A 22,224-nucleotide genomic window follows, 5' to 3' on the forward strand; every position below is an offset into this window, starting at 1 on the left:
CGGCGCGCCGCGGCGTACGGTCGTGACCATGCGCATTGTCATCGCAGGTGGACATGGTCAGATCGCGCTGCGGCTGGAGCGGCTGCTCGCTGCGCGCGGAGATGAAACGGCAGGCATCATCCGCAATCCGGAACAGAGCGAGGACCTCCGGGCGGCCGGTGCCGAACCGGTCGTCCTGGACCTCGAATCGGCCACCGTGGAGCAGACGGCGGAGGTCCTGCGCGGCGCCGACGCAGCGGTCTTCGCAGCCGGCGCGGGGCCCAACAGCGGTACGGAACGCAAGGACACGGTGGACCGCGGCGCAGCAGTGCTCTTCGCCGACGCCGCGGAACGGGCCGGCGTACGGCGCTACATCGTGGTGTCGGCCATGGGCGCCGATCCGGACCACCCGGGCGACGAGGTCTTCGACGCATACCTGAGGGCCAAGGGCGCCGCCGACATGTACGTACGTTCCAGGACGGCACTCGACTGGACGATCCTGCGCCCCGGAATGCTGACGAACGACGCAGGCACCGGCCAGGTCCAGATGTCCGTCTCGACGGGACGCGGACCGGTGCCGCGCGACGACGTGGCGGCAGCACTGCTGGAACTGCTGGACACCCCGGCGACGGCCGGCCTGACGCTGGAACTGATCTCGGGAGGCGTGCCGCTGACGGTGGCGGTTAAGGACGTCGCGGGGAACTGAGGGGACGGCTGCGCGGCTCCGGGTTCCCGGAGAAGTTCGACGGTGATCACGCACGATCACCGTCGAACGTTCTCCGCACGCCCCTCGCCAACTCTTGATCGCACGGGCATTCTTAGGCCGAATGAGCGACCACCCGCGTCCGCACGACGACGACCGCCACTGGGGCCGGGCGTCGGGGTAGCAGCCCTCGCCGCGGACACCACTCCCACCGGCGCCAAGCTGCCCAGCCGGGACTTGACTACCTGTCTGCCGACAGCGGTGGGGCGCCCCCGAGCTCCTCGCAGACACCGCCGGTTCGTCGCGCGTCGCTTGCGTGGGGACGAACCTGCCGCGCGCGAACTCCGCGTGACCGTCGCCGCTATCACTGCTGCACGGCCGACTCCCTGAGGAGTGCGCGGACCCAGGCTTCATCCGGCTGTTCCAGGACGAGTTGTTCCATCCGTTCGGGGACGCCCGAGCCTGTGAGGGCAGTGACACGATGCTGCCGGGGATGGCCTCGGCCGGGGGCGTGCCGATCCCCGCCGACGCCTCGGACATCCGCTACGTCACCCGGAAGGGCCTCCTCGCCCAGGTCTCCTCGTGAGTGATCGGATGCCGGACTACCTGCACCGCGCTGGAATCGTCCCGGCAGGGGAACCCCTGCTCGACGACGAGAACTACGGCAGCGCGTACGGGCTCGGTGAGGATGCAGGCGAGCTCCCCGCCGGAAGTTCAATGCTGTCCGAGGACAAGTGGGGGAGGGAGTTCGTGTCTTGTCGAGCCCTCGGCGTGCAGATGGGCCGAGCTACACCGTTGCAGTACTAGTGCTGCCCCGCGCAAGTTCGTGGAGGGGTGTTGGTTCTGATCAGGCGGTCTTGAGTGGGCTGCCGTCATAGGTCCACCTGTACGGCTTCGCGGTCTCGTTGCGGCCGATGACGTAACTCTCCAGCTTGTCGATGAGGTCATCGCGGCTGGAGAAGTCACCGTGTCGCAGCACGCGGCGGGTCAGGACAGAGAAGAACAGCTCGATCTGGTTGAGCCAGGAGGCGTGCGGCGGGGTCCAGTGCACGTGCCAGCGCGGGTGGTCGGCGAGCCACGCCTTGGTGTGTTTGGCGGTGTGGGAGGAGCCGTTGTCCAGCACGACATGGATGTCCTGGCCTGGGACGATGGCCGTGTCGAGCTGGTCGAGGAAGGCAGTGAACGTCGCTGCGTCGTTGCGGGCAATGATCTCGGTGAGGACCTCGCCGGTGCGCACATCCAGGGCGGCGACCAGCGAGGCGGTGCCGTGGCGGCGGTACTCGAACTCCTCGCGAGCGGGCTCGCCCGGCCCGGCGGGACGACCGGGGTGGCGCCTGGCGCGGGCGGCGATCGCGGTCTTCTCGTCGATGGACAGCACCACCGCCCCTTCAGGCGGGTCGCGGTACAGGTCGCACACGTCCGCGACACGGTCCCAGAAGTCAGGGGTGTCCCGGCGGGTGAGCCAGCCGCGGACCCGGTGCGGCTTGAGGTCCAAGTCGGCCAAGATTCGACCGACTTGGGAGGCAGAGATGGTGGCGAAGACAGTGCCGGCGACCTGGGCGGCGATCGTGCGGTGCGACCAGGTCGCTTCCGGGTGCGGGGGTGCACTGGTGGCGGCGGCCACGATCGCCACCGTCACCTGGGGCCCGTATCCCTTGGGCCGGCCCGAGCGGGCGGCGTCCTTCAGCCCGTCCCGGCCCAGAGCGGCGAACCGTCCGCGCCATTTACGGACCGTGTTCACGCTGACCGCCAGGTCCCGCGCGATGGCCCCGTTGCTCAGGCCCTCAGCCGCTGCCAGCACGATCCGCGCCCGGAGCACCGCCCGCACCTGCGCTTTCAGGGAAACCGCTGTACGGATCAGACGCTCGCGCACCCTCTCGTCCAACTCCACCACGACCGCCTCGACCATCCCGGCCACACCCTCGCCCGCCCCGACCAAAGTGATGATCATGGCGTATGCGGGGGTGACCCAGCAGGATGGACCCGTGCCGAAGAATCCGCCCGAGTCCATGCAGGATCACCTGCGCCACCGTCTGAACGTCCGCGTCAAGGAACGCTGGCCCCAGCTCGCCCGCGTCCAGGTGCGCTTCCGCTCCGGATTCGCCTACGTGGCAGGGGAACTGCCGGGCGAGGAGGAACCGCTGCCGCTGTGCCGCCTGCGCTTCACCGGCGTCCTGCACACCTGGGGCTTCGCCCTCTACCTCGCCAGCCGAGGCAAGTACGAGGACAACTTCCTGCCCACCGGACTGCCCTTCGGCTCACCCGAAGACGCCCTGGACTGCGCCTGCGGCTTCTACCTCGGCGACCCGACGCCCTGATCAACACCCCTCCACGAACTTCCGCGGAGCAGCACTAGAAGCCGGCCTGGATGCGGGACTGGACGCTGGACTCGTCGACGGGCGGGTCGAAGCCGGCCTCGATGCGGGTCTGGATGCCGAACTCGTCGACGGGCGGGTCGGTACTGCCTCTCGTGCTGACGCCGTCAGGGTCCTCCCTGGCGCGCACATCGGCGCCCCAGTCGATGCCACCTCTTGTGTTGACGCCGTCAGGATCTTCCCTGGCGTGCACGTCGGCGCCCCAGTCCCCGCCATCGCCCCTGGTGTCGCCGTCGCCCCTGGTGTCGTCGTCGCCCTGGTCGGTAATCCCTCTTCCGTTGACGCTGTCAGGGTCATCGTCCAAGGCGACCACGTCCTGCTGCAGCGCTACCGGTGCAGCCACGGCAGCCGCCGGCACTGCCAGGCCGCCACCGGCCAACACCATGGAAGCCGTGACCACCACAAGCCGACGATTGTAAGAATGCTTGGTCATCGGAATTCTCTATTCGGTATTGCGGGGCTCTGCATTCACCCGCGTCGAAAGCTCGGGTATTCACAGCTCCCTGTTTCCCGGGTTCACCGAGACGGGACCTGCTTCCAACCAACCAGGGCTGGAAGCCTCCCGGCACGTCACGACAAGACGTGGCTTGACGATCGAAAACCGGCGGCGGCTCGTTGGGCGCTGACCGCCGGTCTGCGCAGTACCAAACCCTGGCACAGCCGCCGATGCCACCCGTGCATGCAGTAACCCGTACGGCCAGGGCGAGCAATTCGTCGCACGTCACCTGCTAGGCACGGTTCATGGCGTGCGGTGCTACGCGCTCCGGCTCTTGGTCGCGTCGTGAACGCGCTCCGTTTCAGCCTCGATCCCGGTCATCCGAGATCTCCTGATCGGGTAATTGTACCGCTTTACAAGCTCGATCAGCAGGCCTGCTCATCTGCCTGCGCCCCCTGTTTCTCGGGGGAACGACCTGTTCAGAGGCGGGGTACCGGCGGTGCGAGGTGAGACGAGCCGCCATTTCGGCACCCCTCCCCCAGGCCGGTCCAGAGCATGCAGAAACCCCCGCTGATTGCGGGGCAATGCCACTTAGTTAGGAAACGGCGAGGATTTTGATGTGGGGTGGGTCGGGGTGGTGGATGATGGTTTCGGTGGGCTGCTTCTTTCTGTAGGCGTGGACGTGGACACGCTTTACGGCTCGTGGGCTGGTGCGGTGTCTCCGACGGGGGTTGGGCCTTTCTATTATTTCCGTGCGGGCGACTTCAAGGGCCTTCGCGAGGCGGTCAGGGGGAAAAACCCGCCTGGCCTGTGATCTGGCGGCGGATGATACGAAGTGACCGCATGAACGATAGGCGGTCCGGGTCGATGTCGGCCTGTTCGGCTGCCTCACACATCAGGTGCCGGACCGCGTAGTGGGTCAGGAGCAGTGCCCAGATCTCCTGCTCGACCATGTCCGGTGTTTTCGAGCGCAATACACCGCCGCGGCCGCGTTGGTGGGTCTTGATCTCGTCAAGGCTGGACTCGAACTCCCACCGTTCGGCATAGGCAGCGGCGAGTTCAGCGGCACCAGCCTCGTCCGGGTCCATAACGGTGGTGATCAGGCAGAAGATCTCTCCTCTACCTTCGCGGTTCGTCACTTCGTATTCGACGACACGGACCGGAATCCCGGACGGCTCCTCTATGTTGTCCGACCCGCGGTGACGCTGGACTGCACGCCGCCGACGGACCTTCGGGTCAAGCAGGAACGACTCATAGGATCCGTCCTTCAGCGGCCGGACTACCGGCAGATGAGGGCCGTCGGGCATGCGCCACAGCAAATCAGCACCGGTTGCCGCGGCCGCTTCCCACAGACGATATGCGTAAAATCCCCGGTCGGCGGTAACCAGCATGCCTGGTTCGAAATCGGCGACGAGTTCCCCGGCGAGAACGCCTTCGTCCACGCGCCAGGGACCCAGCCGGGCCGCCACCACAGCATGAGTCCCGCATTCACCCAGCCCCACGATCTTCACCTGGGGGAAAGGTGCGGGACTTCGTGTGCCCCCGGACCGGCCGAACTCCCCATCATTTGCTGGGGTGTCAGGAATATCCAGGACGAACCCGTCAATGGCCATCAGACGCCACCGACCCATCCACGCTCCCTGCGTGCCCCGCTGCGCGCAGGGCAATGCCACCCGCTCGAACAGCACCCGCAGCGGCTCCGAACCCAGACGCCGGCGCGCCTGGGAAATCGCACCCGTCGTGGGAATCGTCCAGTCCTTCCGCCATGTCCCCAGAAAACGTAGGCCGTTGACGAGAAGACGCATCACTTCCTCGTACGACTCGCCGAAGAACAGACACAGAGCCATCACGTAATAGACGACGACACGCGCCGGCAGCAAACGTGACCGTTTCTCTGTACGGCCCGTCTCCGCGAGTACCTCATCGACCAGGTCCCGATGAACCAAACGTGTCAGAACCCCGACACCCACCCGGTCGGTCAAGCGCACACCAGAAACCGGCACCACGTTATCCCGCACCCCGCCCATGAGCGAGGAACATAACCGGTTCACCGGCAGGAAGGAAGTGCGGCAACCGGATCAGTTGACCATCCACAAACACCCCGGGCGTGTCCCTGTGCATATGTGGACGACCGATTACCAGACCGCTTATCTAAGTGGCATTGGATTGCGGGGGGCGACGGCGTCGACTACGACCAGTTCGACTCGCTCGGCCCGATGCTGAACGCCGTGGCGCTGCGGAGCACCCGGTACATCCACGCTGCGGTCGGGTCACGAGGTCACTTTGGCAATGAACGCGGCGAGATTCGCCACGGTCCGCTGGACCTTCTCCTCCAGGGTGAGGGACTCGTGGAGGCGTGCGCCGATACCTGCGTCCTTCTTCCCGCGTACATACAGGGAGCAGGCCAGGTCGCTGCACATGTAGACGCCGACCGAGTTGCCCTGCTGCCCGGCCTTCCCGGACCTCGGCGCGACCATCAGGGAGACGCCCCCGGTGTGGGTGGTCACGCACACCGAGCACATGCTGCGCCGCATCTGCCAGGAGCCGACGCCGGAGGAGCGCAGCTGGAGACCGACCGGGCTGCCGTCCAGTTCGATCACGAGGTAGGCCCGGTCGGGGGCCTGAGGATCTCGCCAGCCCAGGAAGTCCAGGTCGTCCCAGCACCGCTCGGCCAGGTCACGGGGGACGGTCAGGCGCTTGGCCTCGCCTTTGGTGCAGTTCACAAACGCGGCACGGATCTCTTGCTCAGTCAGTGGTTTCATAAAGGACACGTTAATTTGCCTAATCAGATTAGGCAAGTGCATAATCGTTGATGCCAGGGATGAGAAGCGATTCGGAGGATGACCATGGGACGGGTAGGACGGGTAGGACTGACCACGGAGCGCCTGGTCCGAGCGGGGGCAGAGCTGGCCGACGAGGTCGGCTTCGAGCAGGCGACCCCCGCGGAACTCGCCCGGCGGTTCGGTGTCAAGACCGCGAGCCTGTACTCGCACGTGAAGAACGCCCACGACCTCAAGACCAAGATCGCCCTGCTCGCCCTGGAGGAACTCGCCGACCAGGTCTCCACCGCGGTGGCCGGACGGGCCGGCAGAGACGCCCTGACCGCTTTCGCGAACGTCTACCGCGACTACGCCCTCAAGCACCCGGGGCGCTTCGCCGCGGCCCAGTTCCGGCTCGACCCGCAGACGGCGGCCGCCAGCGCCGGCGTTCGGCACGCCCAGATGACGCGGGCGATCCTGCGCGGATACAACCTGGCCGAACCGCACCAGACGCACGCGGTGCGGCTGCTGGGCAGCGTCTTCAGCGGCTACGTCGGCCTGGAGACCGCCGGCGGCTTCAGCCACAGCACCCCTGACTCGCAGGAGAGCTGGACCGAAATCCTCAACGCGCTCGACGCCCTGCTGCGCACCTGGCCCACCACTTCCTGACCAACCCTTCCGGCCGGCTCTGCCAACTGACCCTCCTGATCGAAGAGACCGACGAGATGAACACCGAGCACGACTGGACCACCACTCCCATCACCGCCGGCCTCCTGCGCGGCGCCCTCGATCTGGAGCGCACCGAACGCGGCATACTGCCCCACCGGTTGCCCGCGCGCGCCCGGCAGCAGATCCCCGACGGCCAGCTGGCCATGGCGGAGTCACAGCCCTCCGGAGTGCGGCTGGCCTTCCGCACCCGGGCCACCGCCGTCGAGCTGGACGTCGTGGCCACCAAACGGGTCTACGTCGGAGCGCCGCCACGCCCCGACGGGGTGTACGAGCTCCTCGTCGACGGGCGGCTCGCGGGCCGGGCCGGCGCGACCGAGGGCGACACGCTCACCATCGACATGGCCTCCGGGACCGCACAAACCCGTCCCGGGCCGGTGGAGACCCTGCGCTTCACCGATCTGCCGGACGAGGAGAAGGACGTCGAGATCTGGCTGCCGCACGACGAGACCACCCAACTGGCCGCCCTGCGCACGAATGCCCCCGTCCACACTCCACTGCCCAGCGGCCGCAAGGTCTGGCTGCACCAAGGCAGTTCGATCAGCCACGGCTCCAACGCTGCCACCCCGACCGGGATCTGGCCCGCCCTTGCCGCAGCTCTGGGCAAGGTGGAGCTGGTCAACATGGGATTCGGCGGCAGCGCTCTGCTCGACCCGTTCACCGCCCGCACCATGCGCGACACCCCCGCCGACATGATCAGCGTCAAGATCGGCATCAACATCGTCAACGCCGACCTGATGCGGCTGCGCGCGTTCGGCCCGGCCGTCCACGGTTTCCTCGACACCATCCGCGACGGCCACCCCACCACCCCGCTGCTGGTCGTCTCGCCCATCTACTGCGCCATCCACGAGAACACGCCCGGACCCAGCGCCCCGGACCTCAGCGCGATGAGGGAGGGGCGGCTGCGGTTCGTGGCCACCGGCGATCCCGCGCAGAGCGCCGCCGGGAAACTGACCCTCACCGTGATCCGGGACGAGCTGGCCCGCATCGTCCGGCAGCGTGCCGCCACCGACCCGAACCTCCACTACCTCGACGGCCTCGACCTCTACGGCGAGGCCGACCACGCCGAACTGCCGCTGCCCGACGATCTGCACCCGGACCCCGCCACCCACCAGCTCATCGGCGAACGCTTCGCCCACCTCGCCTTCGGCGGCGGCCCATTCACCATGGAGAACCACTGACCGGCTGTCGGACAGGAAGGACGCGCCGGCGCGTCCGGCAGGCATACAGAGTGCCGTGCGGATGCCGCAAGCCCCAGGCCGGCGAACCCGGCCAGGGGCCTCTCGCACTCACCAGCGCGGGCGACCCGATAGATCTGCCGCGCTCACCGGGCTCAACACCTCCTGACAAACAGCCAGAAGAGTGCGCCACCGACCAGTTCGGCGGCGCACGGCGGGCCAACCCGGTCAGAGTCTGTATCTGCGAGTGTCCCCGTCCGGTCATGGAAGGGTTGAACATCCTCTGGTCGGTCTCAGTCGGCGATGGCTCGGCGGCAGCGATTTACCCGTCCTGGCCGTCCCTCCCCTTCCTGCCCTGATGACCATGTCTACCGACATGACCGTCTTCCCCGTTTCGCCCGGGCTTGCCGTCCTTTCCTGGCGGGCCGGAGGGGCCGGGCGGACCGGGGGGGCCGGACGGACCGGGGGGGCCGGACGGACCGGGGGGGCCGGACGGACCGGGGGGGCCGGACGGACCGGGGGAGCTGGGCTCGACGCGGTGCGCCTGGAGGTCGATGTGCTGTGTCTGCAGATCGTCGATCTGCATTTGGTGGGCGACGAGTGCAGCCGACTGCGCGACGAGCACGAAGATCAGCACGGCGCCGAGCACGAGGGGGCGCCACGGCCTACGCGGCGTTTCGTTTACGCTGCTCACATCATTCCTCGCGGTGCGTGACGGCGAAAGTTCAAGTGGCGAGGACCTGGAGGAGGCGGACCTCCTCGTCGAGTGTCTGCCCCGCGGCGACCTCACAGACCCCAAGTTTTTGAGGCGAAGCGCGACCTCACGGTTCGCCGGCACCGTGACTGCGAGTGCCCCCGTCCGGTCATGGAAGGGTTGAACATCTTCTAGTGCGTGACGGAGGCGCCGCCCCGGAGGGTTCTGTCGTCAGCCTCCCCACGGCGACTCCGGGTCTCAGTCGGTGACGGCTCGGCTGCAGCGTCTTGACCGTCCTTCCCGTCCTTGCCCGGCGGGCCGTCCTGCCCATCCCTCCCGTCCCGCCCGTTCTGCCCGTTCTGCCCGTCCTGCCCGTCCTGCCCGTCCTCGCCTGGCGGGCCAGGGGGGCCAGACGGACCAGGGGGGCCGGACGGACCGGAGGCACTGGGCTCGACGAGGTGTCCCTGGAGGTCGATGTGCTGCGTCTGCAGCTCGTCGATCTGCTCTTGCTGGGCGACGATCGCAGCCGACTCCGCGATGAGCACGAAGATCAGCGCTGCCCCGAGCACAAGGGGGCGCCACGGTTTACGCAGCATTTCAGTTACCCTGCCCACGTGATGTCTCACTATGCGTGACGGCGAAAGTGTAAACGACGAGGATCTGGAAGAGGCGGACCTCCTCATCGAGTGTCTGCCCCGCGGCACCCTCGGCCCGGGGGTTGCACGGCCATCAGCTCGGGCCGCCTGCCGGGGGAAGGCGAGAGGACTCCGCTCGCGTCTGGGCTGCTCCGAGTTCGAATGAGTGGCACACAAACGCAGTGGCCACGGAACATGAAGAACCGCCGACCGCCCCGCCGGACACGCCCTGCATCACACTCACCACTCCAGCGATGCGTCAGGCGGCGTAGTCCTCGAAGCCGTGCTCAGCCGACGCTGTTCGTCGCTGCGCGAGCCACCCTGAGACGCGTGGTCCACCGTTCACGGCGTCGCCCTCTCGGACCGTGCGGATGTGCTCGAACCCCTGCTGGAGGTAGTACCGCCGTAGCGCCTCATTCGTTGTCCACGCACCAAGACGGAACCACTTGGCTGCGGGCGCCTTCGGTGTCGTCCGTCAGGGTGGCGACGGTTTGCAGCAGCGGCTGCGAGGTCCCTGGGCAAGACAACAGCGTCGCGCAATGCTCACCTGCGCAACACGAAGAGGGAGGCGGACACCCCGAAGGGTGATCCGCCTCCCGAACCACCGGAAGGGGAAGGCGCGTTGCCTCCGGCCCTACTTTCCGGCCCACTCCCCGCTCGTGGCGATCGACTTCAGCTGCTGCATGGTCAGCGCCGGGGTCTGCCGCGTGGCCTTCGCGTTCTGGGACCCGGAGTTGAACGCGGACACCACGACCTGGAGGCCGTCCGTACGGATGGTGTCGGCGGTCCACATCACCACGCCCGCACCGCCCTTCTCGCCCGGGCCCTGATGTGTGACGACCTTCGTCCCGTCCGGCAGTACCTCCGCCCCGGACCCGAACAGCTCCCCCTCCACGTCGGACATGTTCGGCTGCACATTGATCTGCACCAGGCTCGCGCCCTTGCCGTCATTCACGACGACGTACGCGTATCCGTCGTCACCGCGCTCGGAGGCTACCTTCGCGGACCCGGGCAGCAGCGACTTGAGCTTCCTCAGGATCGCCTGGCCGTCCTGCCCCTGCGCAGGTGGCTGCTGTACCGGCTCCGGGGCCGCCTTCCCCAGAGCGTTCATCACGGGCCGCCACTCGTCGGAGATGACGAGTACCTTCAACTGCCCGGCAGTAAGCAGGGGTTCGGCCCGCGAAACGGCGGCACCCTTCTCTGCGGGCGCGTTCCACTCGCTGACATCGACCGTGTAGCCGTCGGGGGTCACGACATAGGCGTGCCACCACTTGGTGTCCACACGCTTGTCAGGGTATTCGTACCCGCGCAACACCATCAGGCGCGAACCGTCGGCGAGCGTCTCGTTCCGGCAGGAGTCGTACGGCACGAAGGTCTTGCCGGGGCATTCGAGCTGCTGCTCCGCCTCCGTGCCGTCCGGGTCGACGGCGCCGACGCTCACGCCGATCGCAGCTTTGCCTTTGCCGTCGTCGAAGACGAGGTGCGCCGATGGCCCGAACCGGTCGGCCGTGCCGCGCCCTGCCTGCCCGCTGACCTTCCCCTCCGGCAGCAGCCCCTCCAACCTCTCGATCACCTGCTGCGCCGAGAGCTGCGGCCCCTTGCCGGGCGACGACTTCGTCGAAGGGCCGGCCTCCTGCACCTTCGGCTGCGTGGCCACGCCCGCCCCGCCCTGCCCCGAGCCGCCGCCGAACGCCCCTGTGGTGTACGACGCCCCGAACCCCACGACGGCGAGCGCCGCGACGCTGCCGGTCACGGCCGCGATCCGCCTGCGCCGCAGCCCCCGCCGGCCGCGCACGACACCGCCGTCCACCAGCGGGCGCCCCTCCACGGAGAAGCCCTCCCCGGTGCGGCGTAGCGCGTCAGCAAGCCCGCCTTCGAACGCGTCCAGGTCCTCCTGCGTTCCAGACATGCCAAACCACCACCATTTCTCGTAAAAGTCGGTCGGACTGATCAGCGCGCGACGAACTCTCCGATGCTGTCGCCCAGTTGCACCCTCAGCCGGGCGAGTGCACGGGTGCTGCGGGTACGTACGGCTGCGGAGCTGACGTTGAGGACGTCCGCAGTCTCCGTGACGGACCGGTCCTCCCAGTACCGCAGCACGACCACCGCCCAGTCCTTCGCCGGCAGCTTCCGCAGCGCGTCCAGGAGCATGAGCCGCAGCGAGGCGTCACCCCTGCGCGGCCGTCTCCGAGACCTCGGGAATCTCGTCGCTCGGCCGCTCTCCCGACGAACGCCGCCGCTGGTGCGCCAGAAAGACACGCACAAGAACGGTCTGCGCGTACGCCGCCGGATTGCCGAGCTTCGACGACCGGCCCCACACCACATACATCCGCCCGAGCGTCTCCTGCACCAGATCCTCGGCAAGATAGGTGTCACCGCTGGTCAACAGGCACGCCGAACGGAAGAGATGCCCCATGCGGGCCGCCGCGAACTCCCGGAAGCCGCTCTCCTGGGACCGTCTCATCCGCCGAACTCCCCCTTGCCTCGTCGCCTACACCATTTAGATGCGGTGGGGGCGGCGGGATGTTTCACCCGAGGTGCTTCCTCTCCCCGCGAGCTCATCGGCGAGTAGTTCCCGCAGGGCCCGAACACCGAGGTGCCGGTCCCCTCCAGCGCTCAGAGGACGTGCGCCATCGCCCGTATGCCTCTTACGCGCGGAGGTGGGTGTAGGCCCTGGTTGTTGAGTCCGCGCGTGCACTACGCCAACTGTGCGGCGGCCCTCAGCGACGGTTTTCGGGCTGGGTCGTCACCGCGACAGAACGCAAAGGGGTGAGCGCCATCGACGAACGTCTCATCGCGCGGGATGCTATCTGCCCAGGTGAAGACGCTTCCTCGGCCCACCTTGCGGCTGCGCGCCCGGCGGAGCCTGAGCGACGCCTTGCGCCTTGTGCCGTCTTCCGAACCTGCATCCTGGCCCAGGTTGGCCGAACGCACCTGTCGGCGACCACCTGCCGTGCCAGACATCTGCCCAGGTCAACACCTTGGCATGAGTTGGTGTGGCACTGCGGGCGGAAGATGCGGGGAGGGGATCCTCTTCCCGGCTTCTCCCAGGTCCGCATCATTCGCCTACCGCTCTGCCGTCAGTAGTTCCGATCCACGGCGAGACCCTGTTTGTCGTCCGCTTCCCCGGTGATCGTCACGAAGACTGCCGGTAGCCGGTCTTCCTCACTCCGAGCCGCATCTTCCAGAAGAGTCAGTAGTGCCTCAGCAGCGTTCAGTTCGAACCACTCGCTCTCACCAGTGGCAACGGTCAACCACCTATCCGCCGTGGCCAGGCCGGGAATGAAGACCTCCAGGACGAGCCCGGCCCCTTTGTCTGCAGCCTCCCGCACACGGACGCTCACGATGTCCTCGCTTCGCACCCACGCGCCAGTCATTGAGCGAGTGCTCAACCAGACGCGCGGCCCCCGAGCAGCACTGAATCCGCCCCGCAGCACTGCGTAGGCAACGGCGGCAAGGCCCTCTCCAACCGCGTCCGTCAACTGACTGTCACCTGTGCGATTTTCTGCGCGCCTGGCCAGTGCTCCAGCTTTCTTCTCCCATGCGAACACGAGGTGCCCCCTCCCATTTGGATGTCTGTCCACCGTGCAGTCCCCGCCGTGGCGACGCGTATGCGCCTATGGCGGGTGCCATGCGGTGAGAGAGCCGCAGCAGAGGGCGCGAGGCCGCGGAACGCTGGACAGGGTCTGAAGCCCCGGGCTGGGTTCTCGTCTCATGCCCCTGCGGCGCACGCTTTTGTCAGTTCGAGGTCTTGAGGAAGGCCGTCAAGCTTCCCAGGAGCATGGTGGTGCCCTGCTCGGCGACGTCGCGCTCGCCGGCGGTGTCGCAGGTCTGGGCCACCACGATGCGAGTCCGGTGAGCACTCTGCTCGGCAAGTTCGACGGTCATGACCGTCGGCTCGTTCTTCCCGGGTACGTCCATGCCGATCACCAGACGCCGGTTCTCATCGACCTCGGAGTAGGAGCCGGTCAACGGGAACTGCCCGCCGTCCGGGGTGACCATCGTCGCCTTCCACGTCCCACCCGGCCGCACGTCCATCTCGACGGATCCGGGGGCGGCATAGGACCACTGTGCGTAGGACTCCGCAGTGGTCCAGGCGCTCCACACCGCTGCCACAGGAGTCTCCAGCGTCCGCTCCAACGTGTAGGAGAAAGCCTCAGCCGTCGTCTGTTCCGTGGTCATCGCACGCTCCCTGTCTCGCTCTTGCTCGGGTTGTCGCAATGTAGACAAGGGCTGGCCCCAAAAGTCATCGGTCTCCCGCGCCTTTCCTGAGCAGGCACCGATAACAGCGCCAGATCAGCCTCAGCCCCCTTGGCCAACCCCTCCCACAGACATACACATCACCCGCAGGGCTGCGGCAGACGCTACGCAGGCCGCATCCACTCGTTGTTGCTCAGATCTCCCCGCCCTGCGACCAAAGCAACGACCACATCATCGGACCGTCGCGAGATTCGCCGGGCAGACCCTAGAGCCCAACGCCCTCTTCGTCCCGAACGCGATCACGCGCGCAAGTGGCATTCTGCGTCTGTCACTTGTCCTGTGCTATCCAACGTTGAGCTTCGTGCCAACGAATCTTGATCGACCGCGCGTAGGGTGCGCGCACAAGGCGTACGTCGACTACGAGAGGTCACGCACGGGGATCTCGGGCGCAAAGTGGGCGACGGCAGTGGCTAGTCGGTCGTTGTCCAAGCGCCACCCCGTCACTGCCCGTGAGGCCAGCGCGACGTCCGCCGGCACCGGAACGAGGTACTTGAGGGCAGCACGGGCCTTTGGGCCATCTCCCGGGAGGGCCGGAGCGCCTTCCCGCCGGGTGACCCCGACATAGGGCAGGGAAGCGCCGCCCGCGGCCTGGCGCCAGAGCACGAAACCTGTGACGTCATCCCAGGGCACATGGCTGGTGGTGGCCCTGTACCGGGCGGGGCTCCCTCCAAGAAGCACCCCTGTCTCGTCCACCCGGAACGCGACCTTCCGGCTCAGTGCCACGTACGACATGAACAGCCCGCCCCCGCCGAAGAGCGGCAGGCCCAGTATCTGCGCGAACAGCGGTACGCCCGGGAGCAGCAGGACTGCTGTGAAGACGGCGGAAAGCGCGACGACTCCAGCGGTCCTGAGGTCCCAGCCGTAGCGCACCTGGTAGACGGGTGAGCTGTTGTGAGCCATGGCTGGATCATGACAACGGCCAGCCCTTAAGGGAAGCCCTGGGGCAGTGCTGCTCAAGGTTCGATGACACACGCTCAGGGTTCGCTGTCACCTCCGCCCGGAGTGATCGCCGACGGTGGTGATCAGCGGCCTCTGTGTGCCGTCGTTGCCGTCAGGGTTGGCATCACTCACGGATCACTGATGGCTGCACCTCCGCGCAAGCGGAACGGTCCACAGAACCCCTGGCCATGGATATTCTCTGGCGATGTCGAGTCGGTCAGTGACAGCGGGAGTCGCTCTCGCCGGTGTGATGGCGCACTGCGGCGGAAGCCCGGTCGGCGCCATGGAGTTCCTGGTGGGGGCGATAGCCTCCGCGCCGGCGGCCCCGGAGCCCTATGCGGCCCTCGCCGAGTTGTGGCGGGACCGTCGCTCGGAGCTTAAGGAGGGCCTCGAAGGGGACGGGTCCTTGAGCGCTGTGCTGGCACAGGCGTACTTCCTGTTCCTCGACGGGGACATGGACGACGCGGTAATGACCCTCGGTTCGGTCACGGGGGCGCGGCCCGACGTGGCGTGGGGCACCGCCCCCTGGTTCGGCGATGCGCGGTTCCTCAGCGCGGTGAGTGCCGAGGCGTTGGCGGAGGCGTGTCTGCGGACGTTGGACTACGGCCACAACCTGGACACCGACGAGATGCGCGAGCGGTTCACGCCCTGGTTCCATGCCATCGACGTGGTGTCCGAACGGAGTCCCGTGCCGGAGTCGCTGGCCGCCGTGGCCCGGTTGCCCCGTGCCTGCGGCCGCTACGAGCTGGCTTTCGCCCTGTGCGACCGTGGCGATGCCGTCGATCGGGTCATGTGGACTGCGGTCGCACGCGCGGGCACCTGGCGTGCAATGGGCGACCTGGACCAGGCTGCGGTGTCCTTCGAAGGCGCCCTGGCCCTGGACCCTGCCAACTGGTCCCTCTATCTGGACCTTGCCGACGTGCGCGCCGAGCAGGGTGATTTCGCCGCCGCCGTGGGTCTCGTCGAACAGGGCCTGCAACACGAACCGCGGGAAGTCTCCCTGCGCGCGGCGGGTGCCGCCTATCGCACGCGCCTATCCGGCTCGTCTGACGACCTGCGAGCCCTGATCATCCTGGCTCCGGAGCTCGCGAGCACCTCCTACCGGGACCTGCTGATCGACTACGCGTGCGCGGGGCCGGGACTGCCCCACAGACTCGTGGCCAAGGCGCGCCGTATCTGCGAGAACTGAACACGCGCTCTCCGGCAGGACGCTCGGGGGCTGATCTCAGCACGGAGTACAGCGAAAAGGGCCCCGGGACGATCTCCCAGGTCCTTGACCTGTGTGCACTCAGCAGGATCCGAACCTGCAACCTTCTGGTCCGTAGGTGGGTGCGCAGCCAATGCAGCCCCTCCCCCCGCCTCTCCACAGTCACGCGCATGGCCCTTGGCGTGGCTGTGTCCGGCTGCCGGTGTGCGCCAGCGTTGATGTCAGCCGTTGATGTCAGCGGGGGCCGTGCCAACGGCCAGTAGGTGCGAGCTGGCGGCGAGCAACTCCGGGTACGCCTCTGCCATGCACGCTGCCGCCATGACAGAGGCGATCAGGTACTCCATGGGCCCCTCGCCCGGTTGTTGCTCGGCCGCCGTTACAAGAGACCACGCGGGCCCCTCGATACCGAAGGCCTGCATGTCCGTCAGACCGGAGGCAGGCGGCTCAGCCACAAGCTCTTCGGCGCGGTGGAAGTAGGACAGGGCGAACCCCGTACCCCGTCATAGACAGCCGTCCCAAAGATCTTGGAGACGGAGTCATGAATCCGCTCGGTGTGAAGGTGGGCGTACGTGACGTGCTCAAAGAGTGACGCATAACGGTTGATTGCAGCCGCAGCGACCAGCCTGCCTGGCTTCACCACGCGGCGGGCTTCCGCCAGCGCCGCCCTCCCCGAAGCGCGTCCGGAGCATGCAGAAACCCCCGCCGATCTGCTGTGCTAGCAGGTCAGCGGGGGTTTCCCGTTCTGTGGCGGCGCCAGGGTTCGAACCTGGGTAGGCTGAGCCGGCAGATTTGCAGTCCGCGCCCAACGTGCCCGCGGACCAGGCACTTCCTCAGTCGCTGGATGTGGCGCCCCACGCCGACCCCACAGGGCCCCACCAAGAGTTGCAGAGCGCTACGTCAGAACCCGCTTGACCTGGGGTGCCCCGCGGGGCAGCCGACGCATCGGAGACACATGATGGAGCCAGCAGAAGCCCTGAGGTTGGCGGCCTCGTTTCTTGAGCGCAGCCAGCGCGACGACGAACCGCCCCTTGCCATCGATGCAGAACGGGTACGGGAGAGCAACGGGCTTCTGATCGCCCCCTACAACTCTGTTCAATACCTCGCCTCACGCGATCCGAGGCAACAGCTTCTGGATTGCTGGCCCATCCTCGTAGACCTTGACAGCGGAAACGTACGGTTCGGCACGCTCGACGAGCGGCATCTCTGGAGGACCCCGTCCATCTGAGCACCGCTCTCAAGGCTGTTTGCTCAGGATGCAGTACTCGGCGTTGTCCAGCCTCGTCGTCCCACAGCTTGGGCGACTCGACTGTGCCGCCCACGTCATAATCGGCGGACCATTCGGCGAACTCAATCCGTACAGTCGTGACCCTTCGCCCATCAGCCCTTTCGGGATCCCAGGTCAAGAGGTCCCATGCCCCCGTTCCGGTCATGGTGAGAGGCTCTTCGACACCCACGATCTCGTCCCCGGTCGCCGAGTAGTCGCCGCAGACGTCAGTCGCAATAAAGCTTCCGTCCGCAGAGAAGGTGAGACGTCCGTGCGCCTCGTCCCGCCAGGTACCGATCGGATCCTCTGTCAACAGGGTTCGAGGCGGACCGGGCGGTGGCGGCGGGGGATTGAGCAAGAGGCCGCATCCCGACAGCAGTATTCCCAGCGCCGCACAGGCCAGTACAGCCCTGAGGGCCGCACGCGTCCCCAAGTTCATGCCTCGCATGCGCATCCCCCTGCCGGCCACGCCGACTCCCCTGCAATAGCTGGGCGCTCATCATGCACCTGGCGATCGCAAGCGTCCACAGCGGCCCTCCGGCTCACGCAGCCAGAACGAGTGCCGCCGGGTAACGATCCGCGCTCGGATAGCGAGCTTCACCCGCAGCGACTCCGCCTGGGCCGTGGGTGAAGAGATGGCGGCCCCGCGAAGGCGGCCGTCGGGGCGAGGCGTGAAGTGCCCGATCGGAGAGGCGACTGCCGTGGTTCGCCCGATTGGGTCGCTGGGTTGCCATTTGACCAAGGCCGCTCACATTTAACTTGGCGGCTGACTTAGTTCCGAAAACCCCGCCGAAGCGGCGAGTCACCTCTTGGACCTCACCGCATTTCTCCACGGGGGCTACGTTTCGCTGGCGATACGAGAGGATTTGCCTGCTGTTCTGTCGGAAGAAATTAACCGGAGGGTCGACTGTACTATCGTGAGAGCGAAGGCGCGCGTAAAGGGATTGGCTGATCGTTTTCATGGTATAGTCCTAATGAATTTACAGGACGCCACGAAAAAAGGGGAATGGCGTGAATACCGAGAAGGTTACGGCTCGACGTCTTACGGCCGACGAGGTTTCCGAATTGGGCCTCCAGGACGGCATCTTCGTCTCGGCGGAGATGGATGGCCTTCCTCTCGACTGCTGCGCCCCGGCTTTCCTTACGAAGCCGGGTAAGAATTTCGAGGGAGGATCCTTCACCGCGAGGACGATCTTCGGTGAGGAAATTCATGTTCTCCCGGACAATGTCGAAGAGCGCGGGATCTGGATTGCCGACGAGGCAGGGGAAGAAATCGAGGTTCTCCAGAGTGCCGGCGTCCTCCTGAACCTCGCCCTCTTCGTGCCTGACGGGAACAAGGAATCCCTGGAGTCGCTCTACTCCGCCGCACGGGAAGCGTTCGGCGCGGGGATCGTTCAGCGCTGGAGCGAGGAAACCGTCGCGGTGCCGGACGTCAAGGTCGACCTGTACGAGGAGCCGGCCCGGGGGCGGAAGAACACGAACAGCCAAAACCGGGACCGCCGTGCCCTGGACATCTACCCGACCCGAGTGCGGTTCCTGGAGCCCAGCGACGGCTGGAGGTTCATTGTCGAACCGCACAAGGAGATCGTCGATGACACACCGACGATCTGACCTGATGCCAGGTTAGCCTCGATCTTTCGCGGGAGCCCGTCAGCTTGCTGACGGGCTCCCCTTCGCTAGTTGGGGCGTGTGGGCAGAGGGCTCCCGTTGGCCCCTCTCACCTGCGGCTTCTCCGTTTCTAGACACCCCCGGGGCACACCTGGGGAAGGGACCCGAGAACACCGCTTCAGGAGTTCGGCTGTCTGGACGGCTCGCCTGCTTGCCGAACTGACGGCAAGGCGCAGTACGTGCTCCGGGAAGCGGCTAAGTCCGCTTCAGTCTGCCAACGTCGCCGCCACAGACTGCCGTCACCGCAGCTTGTAGAGGACTTGCATGCCGGCACGCCACCAGGCCCGAGTTGTGCGGTCTTACCTGAGGGTTGAGTGGTGTGTGCTCGTCAGGCGAGCGGACCGTCAGCGGTAATGCGGCTCAGCAGTGTGCGGGCTTCCTGGATCCGGGGGTGGAGCGGATGCAGGAACTGCTCGCAGGCGTCCAACGCTTGATGAGCGGTGGCTTCCGCCTCGCTGTGGCGGCCCAGGCCGTGCAGGGCTGTAGCCGTGCCGATGTCCAGGGCCCCGCTCTCGGTGCGGACCCAAAGGGGCGTCAGGCGACGGGCTTCGGTCAACGCCTCCTCGTGTCGGCCCTGCCCGTTCAAGCTGCTTACCAGGACGCAGTGCAGGGTGGCAGCCGTGCCCGCCGGCGCGCGTGGGAGGTTCCCGCGGGCGATGGCCCCCGCCTCTTCGTAACGGCCCTGCCCGCACAGGGCAACTGCCAGGTTGGCCAAAGTGGACAGCTCGATTCCCCACACCTTGGTGAGGTGCGCGAGACGGACCGCGGCCCGCAGTATGCCGTCCGCTTCAGCCTCTGCCTCCGTATACCGCCCCTGGTCGACGAGGGCCGCCACGCGGTTCACCCGGACGTCCAAGAGCAACGCCCGCCCAGCTCCAGTCGTCCGCTCCAGATCCGCGATCAGGGCGTCCAGCTCAGCCAGCACCTCGACTCCACGACCGTGAGCAATGGCCGCTGCCGTGGCCAAGGCCCCGGCCAGCCACTCCACAACGGGGCCCCGGTCCCAGAAGCGCCGGGACGCGGCCGCAAAGGCTCTCGCCCCGACCTCGGCCTCCTCGTACTCGCCCACTTCGAACAGATCCCGCAGGCGGTCGTAGACCACCGCCTGCGAAGGGGTCAGCTGGTCCCGTGCCCACCTGCCCCGCTCGCGGCCCCACACCGTTCCTATGAACCCCACAAGCCGCGAGGCTACGTGAACCCCGTGGCTGCCTTCGACACTCCAGCAACAGCTGTCACTCGGACTGCGATGAGACCTGCTCACGTAGCGCGCCGTAGAGGCGCCGTGCGCGGGCCTTGATGAAGCAGGGAAACGCGCCCCCCTTCTCCACGGCAGAGGTGACACCTTGGGCGGCCTGCACGGCCCTGTTCACCCTGGTTCGCGGTCGTCCGGCGGCCAGGTCACAGATGGGGTCGCTGGGAAGCCGAACGGCCACGAACGGCGATGAACGAGACTGTGGATGAGACTGGACAACGGTCTCTCGCGGCGTCTACCGCTTCTTGCGGATTTGGCGCTTCTTCGCCTTGGCCTCCTTCTCCTTGCGCTGCGCGACCCCGTAGGAAGACCAGGAACCTTGGTGCTTGGCGCAACGAGAAGTGCCGATCACTGCGAGGCTTCGGCACGATGTTCCAGCCTTGGTACGAGCGCCACACTTGGACTGAGATGCCATTGCATACCCCCTCCCGACCTTGATACCTCGAGACCTCACGCACACTCCCACCCGTCGCCCGGGGGCGGGAGGCGCATACGCGATGCACGGGCGCACACTCGCGCTGACTGTCTTTCCGCTGATTGGGATCTCTGGAATCGGCCAGTGCCGCTCGTCGCCGCATCCGCTCGTACCCGGTGTCCTGGACCAGCCCGCCGCACTGGGTGCCCAACGGAGTTCTTCGCTGGCTAAGCGCCCATACGACCTACGTCATGCGGCAATCTCGACCTGGCTCAGTTCGGGCGTGGAACCTCAGGTGGTGGCGCAACGCGCCGGCCACAGCGTGGCCGTACTGTTCCGCGTCTACGCCAAGTGTCTGGATGGTGCCGCGGCGACGGCGAACGTCCGGATCGAAGCAACGCTGCGGGAGGGAAGGTAGCCCGGCTGAACGCTTCCCCACGCCTGCCCCACACAAGCTGGTCACCACGCGAGATCTGGCGCGACAAGGTGAGACAAAGGCCCCATAACGAACTATCGGCCCCACCCAAAGCGAAAGGGTCTGTGACCAACGTTTCCGCTGGTCACAGACCCTCTTGTTCGTGTGGCGACGCCAGGGTTCGAACCTGGGTAGGCTGAGCCGGCAGATTTACAGAGGGCTCCCGTTAGCCCCTCTCACCTGCGGCTTCTCCGTTGCTAGATGCTCCTGGGGCACACCTGGGGGAAGGGGCCCCAGGAACACCGCTTTAGGAGTTCCTTCCGGCGGCCCAAGGGCCGGGTATGCGGCTCGCTAGCGTCCTGCGCAGCGTCCGGCATCGACTTTCCTGGTACGGCAGGGTGCACCGGTGTTGCCGTCAAAGACTGCAGTCAGACCAGCGGTCTCGATGTCCTCCGGCGACAGAGTTCGTCAGGTGGTCACGTCACCTGAATGGCTGCCGCGATTCCCGACCATTCCGATCACGTGTCCGAGGGTCGTGGCACCCCGCTCCGATGCTGCCCGAGCGCGGTCCCATAGCGGGCGGCGGTCAACGGCGCATCCCGTCCTACGACACATGATGTGGCGTCAGTCTGTATTTGGTGAAGGGCTACTGAGTTCACGTCAGGCATTGATCTCACAGCCTCAAAGGCAGGTTCGGCAGCCGTGTGGCGGCGCCGCGAACTGGGTCGCTTCTCTACCGCCCTCGGGAGACATCCGCCGAGGTGTCACACACCCACACGAGGGCTGTCACTTTTTGTGCATGAACGAGCACTCTTAGGCTGATCTAGGTACGTTCATAGAGGGTTCTGATCGATCACCCCAGTCCACGCCGGATTGCCCAAGGGGTCCCACCCCAGCTGCATGAATGTCTTCGGTGCCGTTGGGGCCGATCTCAGGCAACCAATGGGCTGCGAAGTCCTTCCGGCACATCCAGTCACACAGGAGGTACGTCATGAGCGCTTTCTCGATCTTCAACGGCCGCGGTGGCCGAGGTGGTGGCCGCGGTGGCCGAGGTGGTGGCCGCGGTGGCCGAGGTGGTGGCCGTGGCGGCTACAGCGGCCGTGGCGGCTACGGCGGACGTGGCGGCTACGGCGGACGTGGCGGCTACGGCGGCGGCTACGGCGGCGGCTACGGCGGCGGCTACGGCGGCGGCTACGGCGGCGGCTACTAAGCATCGCCGCCTCACCCGAGGATCGTCATCGGGGGGCGACGGCGCGTCCCGTCCGTCGCCCCCCTTCCGCCGCATGCCCCCACCCGGCTCCCTCCCCGAGAAGGTGACC

General features: G+C 66.9%; 20 protein-coding genes, 1 tRNA gene and 4 pseudogenes. 12 read left to right on the forward strand and 13 right to left on the reverse strand.

The genetic code is table 11. The features are described from left to right. Window positions 1-28: 28 nt before the first annotated feature. Entirely contained in the window at window positions 29-685 is a 657-nt protein-coding gene (locus tag OHA03_RS10550; protein ID WP_267003052.1) for an SDR family oxidoreductase, read from the forward strand. A 579-nt stretch (window positions 686-1,264) separates the two neighbouring features. Beyond that, complete coding sequence (locus OHA03_RS10555) at window positions 1,265-1,489, forward strand: hypothetical protein (RefSeq protein WP_267003054.1); 225 nt, start codon at window positions 1,265-1,267, stop codon at window positions 1,487-1,489. A gap of 40 nt (window positions 1,490-1,529) precedes the next feature. On the opposite strand, the gene OHA03_RS10560 is transcribed toward OHA03_RS10555, so the two are convergent. After that, on the reverse strand, window positions 1,530-2,633 hold the full coding sequence (locus tag OHA03_RS10560; protein ID WP_267003056.1) for an IS630 family transposase: 1,104 nt from the start codon (window positions 2,631-2,633) through the stop codon (window positions 1,530-1,532). A gap of 34 nt (window positions 2,634-2,667) precedes the next feature. Here OHA03_RS10560 and OHA03_RS10565 point away from each other — a divergent pair, with 34 nt between their 5' ends. Further along, a complete protein-coding gene (locus OHA03_RS10565; protein WP_267003058.1) occupies window positions 2,668-3,000 on the forward strand; it encodes a hypothetical protein in 333 nt (110 codons plus the stop codon). Between the two features lie 34 nt (window positions 3,001-3,034). Here OHA03_RS10565 and OHA03_RS10570 read toward each other — a convergent pair whose 3' ends face one another. From OHA03_RS10570 to OHA03_RS10580, 3 genes are all read right to left on the reverse strand, one after another. Beyond that, window positions 3,035-3,490, reverse strand: a complete 456-nt coding sequence (locus OHA03_RS10570; protein WP_267003060.1) for a hypothetical protein — start codon at window positions 3,488-3,490, stop codon at window positions 3,035-3,037. Between the two features lie 788 nt (window positions 3,491-4,278). After that, the gene (locus OHA03_RS10575) at window positions 4,279-5,520 is read right to left on the reverse strand and encodes an IS4 family transposase (protein ID WP_267003062.1); all 1,242 of its coding nucleotides are present in this window, start codon (window positions 5,518-5,520) and stop codon (window positions 4,279-4,281) included. A gap of 243 nt (window positions 5,521-5,763) precedes the next feature. Continuing rightward, a complete protein-coding gene (locus OHA03_RS10580) occupies window positions 5,764-6,255 on the reverse strand; it encodes an FBP domain-containing protein (protein ID WP_267003064.1) in 492 nt (163 codons plus the stop codon). Window positions 6,256-6,339: 84 nt separating this feature from the next. On the opposite strand from OHA03_RS10580, the gene OHA03_RS10585 reads away from it, so the two are divergent. The 4 genes from OHA03_RS10585 (at window position 6,340) to OHA03_RS10600 (ending at window position 9,485) form a co-directional block, all read left to right on the forward strand. After that, window positions 6,340-6,921, forward strand: a complete 582-nt coding sequence (locus OHA03_RS10585) for a TetR/AcrR family transcriptional regulator (RefSeq protein ID WP_267003066.1) — start codon at window positions 6,340-6,342, stop codon at window positions 6,919-6,921. A gap of 56 nt (window positions 6,922-6,977) precedes the next feature. Beyond that, on the forward strand, window positions 6,978-8,159 hold the full coding sequence (locus OHA03_RS10590) for a GDSL-type esterase/lipase family protein (protein ID WP_267003068.1): 1,182 nt from the start codon (window positions 6,978-6,980) through the stop codon (window positions 8,157-8,159). A 535-nt stretch (window positions 8,160-8,694) separates the two neighbouring features. Then, window positions 8,695-8,871, forward strand: coding sequence for a hypothetical protein (locus tag OHA03_RS10595; protein ID WP_267003070.1), 177 nt, complete (start codon window positions 8,695-8,697; stop codon window positions 8,869-8,871). A gap of 437 nt (window positions 8,872-9,308) precedes the next feature. After that, window positions 9,309-9,485: a hypothetical protein gene (locus OHA03_RS10600; RefSeq protein ID WP_267003073.1), complete on the forward strand. Its 177-nt coding sequence runs from the start codon at window positions 9,309-9,311 to the stop codon at window positions 9,483-9,485. 259 nt (window positions 9,486-9,744) lie between these two features. Here OHA03_RS10600 and OHA03_RS10605 read toward each other — a convergent pair. The 6 genes and pseudogenes from OHA03_RS10605 to OHA03_RS10630 all read right to left on the reverse strand — a co-directional run. Beyond that, window positions 9,745-9,936 (reverse strand): annotated as a pseudogene (locus OHA03_RS10605) (GNAT family N-acetyltransferase); the annotation flags it as partial. A 183-nt stretch (window positions 9,937-10,119) separates the two neighbouring features. Further along, entirely contained in the window at window positions 10,120-11,394 is a 1,275-nt protein-coding gene (locus OHA03_RS10610; protein WP_267003075.1) for a hypothetical protein, read from the reverse strand. Between the two features lie 41 nt (window positions 11,395-11,435). Further along, window positions 11,436-11,949: pseudogene (locus tag OHA03_RS10615) on the reverse strand (SigE family RNA polymerase sigma factor). 616 nt (window positions 11,950-12,565) lie between these two features. Further along, on the reverse strand, window positions 12,566-12,847 hold the full coding sequence (locus OHA03_RS10620) for a hypothetical protein (RefSeq protein ID WP_267003077.1): 282 nt from the start codon (window positions 12,845-12,847) through the stop codon (window positions 12,566-12,568). A gap of 376 nt (window positions 12,848-13,223) precedes the next feature. Continuing rightward, entirely contained in the window at window positions 13,224-13,667 is a 444-nt protein-coding gene (locus OHA03_RS10625) for an SRPBCC domain-containing protein (RefSeq protein WP_267003079.1), read from the reverse strand. 435 nt (window positions 13,668-14,102) lie between these two features. Beyond that, window positions 14,103-14,645 carry a hypothetical protein gene (locus tag OHA03_RS10630; RefSeq protein WP_267003081.1) on the reverse strand — a complete coding sequence of 181 codons (543 nt, stop codon included), beginning with the start codon at window positions 14,643-14,645 and terminating at the stop codon, window positions 14,103-14,105. A gap of 244 nt (window positions 14,646-14,889) precedes the next feature. Here OHA03_RS10630 and OHA03_RS10635 point away from each other — a divergent pair, with 244 nt between their 5' ends. Next, entirely contained in the window at window positions 14,890-15,873 is a 984-nt protein-coding gene (locus tag OHA03_RS10635; RefSeq protein ID WP_267003083.1) for a M48 family metallopeptidase, read from the forward strand. A 239-nt stretch (window positions 15,874-16,112) separates the two neighbouring features. Here OHA03_RS10635 and OHA03_RS10640 read toward each other — a convergent pair. Further along, window positions 16,113-16,552, reverse strand: a pseudogene (locus OHA03_RS10640) (SAM-dependent methyltransferase); the annotation flags it as partial. 84 nt (window positions 16,553-16,636) lie between these two features. Then, window positions 16,637-16,752: transfer RNA gene (locus OHA03_RS10645), tRNA-Cys, on the reverse strand. Window positions 16,753-16,843: 91 nt separating this feature from the next. Between OHA03_RS10645 and OHA03_RS10650 the strand changes: the two genes are divergently transcribed. Together OHA03_RS10650 and OHA03_RS10655 are read left to right on the forward strand one after the other, a co-directional pair. Further along, window positions 16,844-17,116 carry a YrhB domain-containing protein gene (locus OHA03_RS10650; protein WP_267003085.1) on the forward strand — a complete coding sequence of 91 codons (273 nt, stop codon included), beginning with the start codon at window positions 16,844-16,846 and terminating at the stop codon, window positions 17,114-17,116. A gap of 1,050 nt (window positions 17,117-18,166) precedes the next feature. Next, the gene (locus OHA03_RS10655; protein WP_267003087.1) at window positions 18,167-18,766 is read left to right on the forward strand and encodes a hypothetical protein; all 600 of its coding nucleotides are present in this window, start codon (window positions 18,167-18,169) and stop codon (window positions 18,764-18,766) included. 385 nt (window positions 18,767-19,151) lie between these two features. Here OHA03_RS10655 and OHA03_RS10660 read toward each other — a convergent pair whose 3' ends face one another. Then, window positions 19,152-20,000, reverse strand: coding sequence for a tetratricopeptide repeat protein (locus OHA03_RS10660; protein WP_267003089.1), 849 nt, complete (start codon window positions 19,998-20,000; stop codon window positions 19,152-19,154). A gap of 695 nt (window positions 20,001-20,695) precedes the next feature. Here OHA03_RS10660 and OHA03_RS10665 point away from each other — a divergent pair. After that, window positions 20,696-20,908, forward strand: a pseudogene (locus tag OHA03_RS10665) (site-specific integrase); the annotation flags it as partial. Between the two features lie 988 nt (window positions 20,909-21,896). Further along, entirely contained in the window at window positions 21,897-22,115 is a 219-nt protein-coding gene (locus OHA03_RS10670) for a hypothetical protein (RefSeq protein ID WP_267003091.1), read from the forward strand. Window positions 22,116-22,224: the final 109 nt, after the last annotated feature.

It is taken from the genome of Streptomyces sp. NBC_00154, assembly GCF_026342835.1.
Classification (GTDB): domain Bacteria; phylum Actinomycetota; class Actinomycetes; order Streptomycetales; family Streptomycetaceae; genus Streptomyces.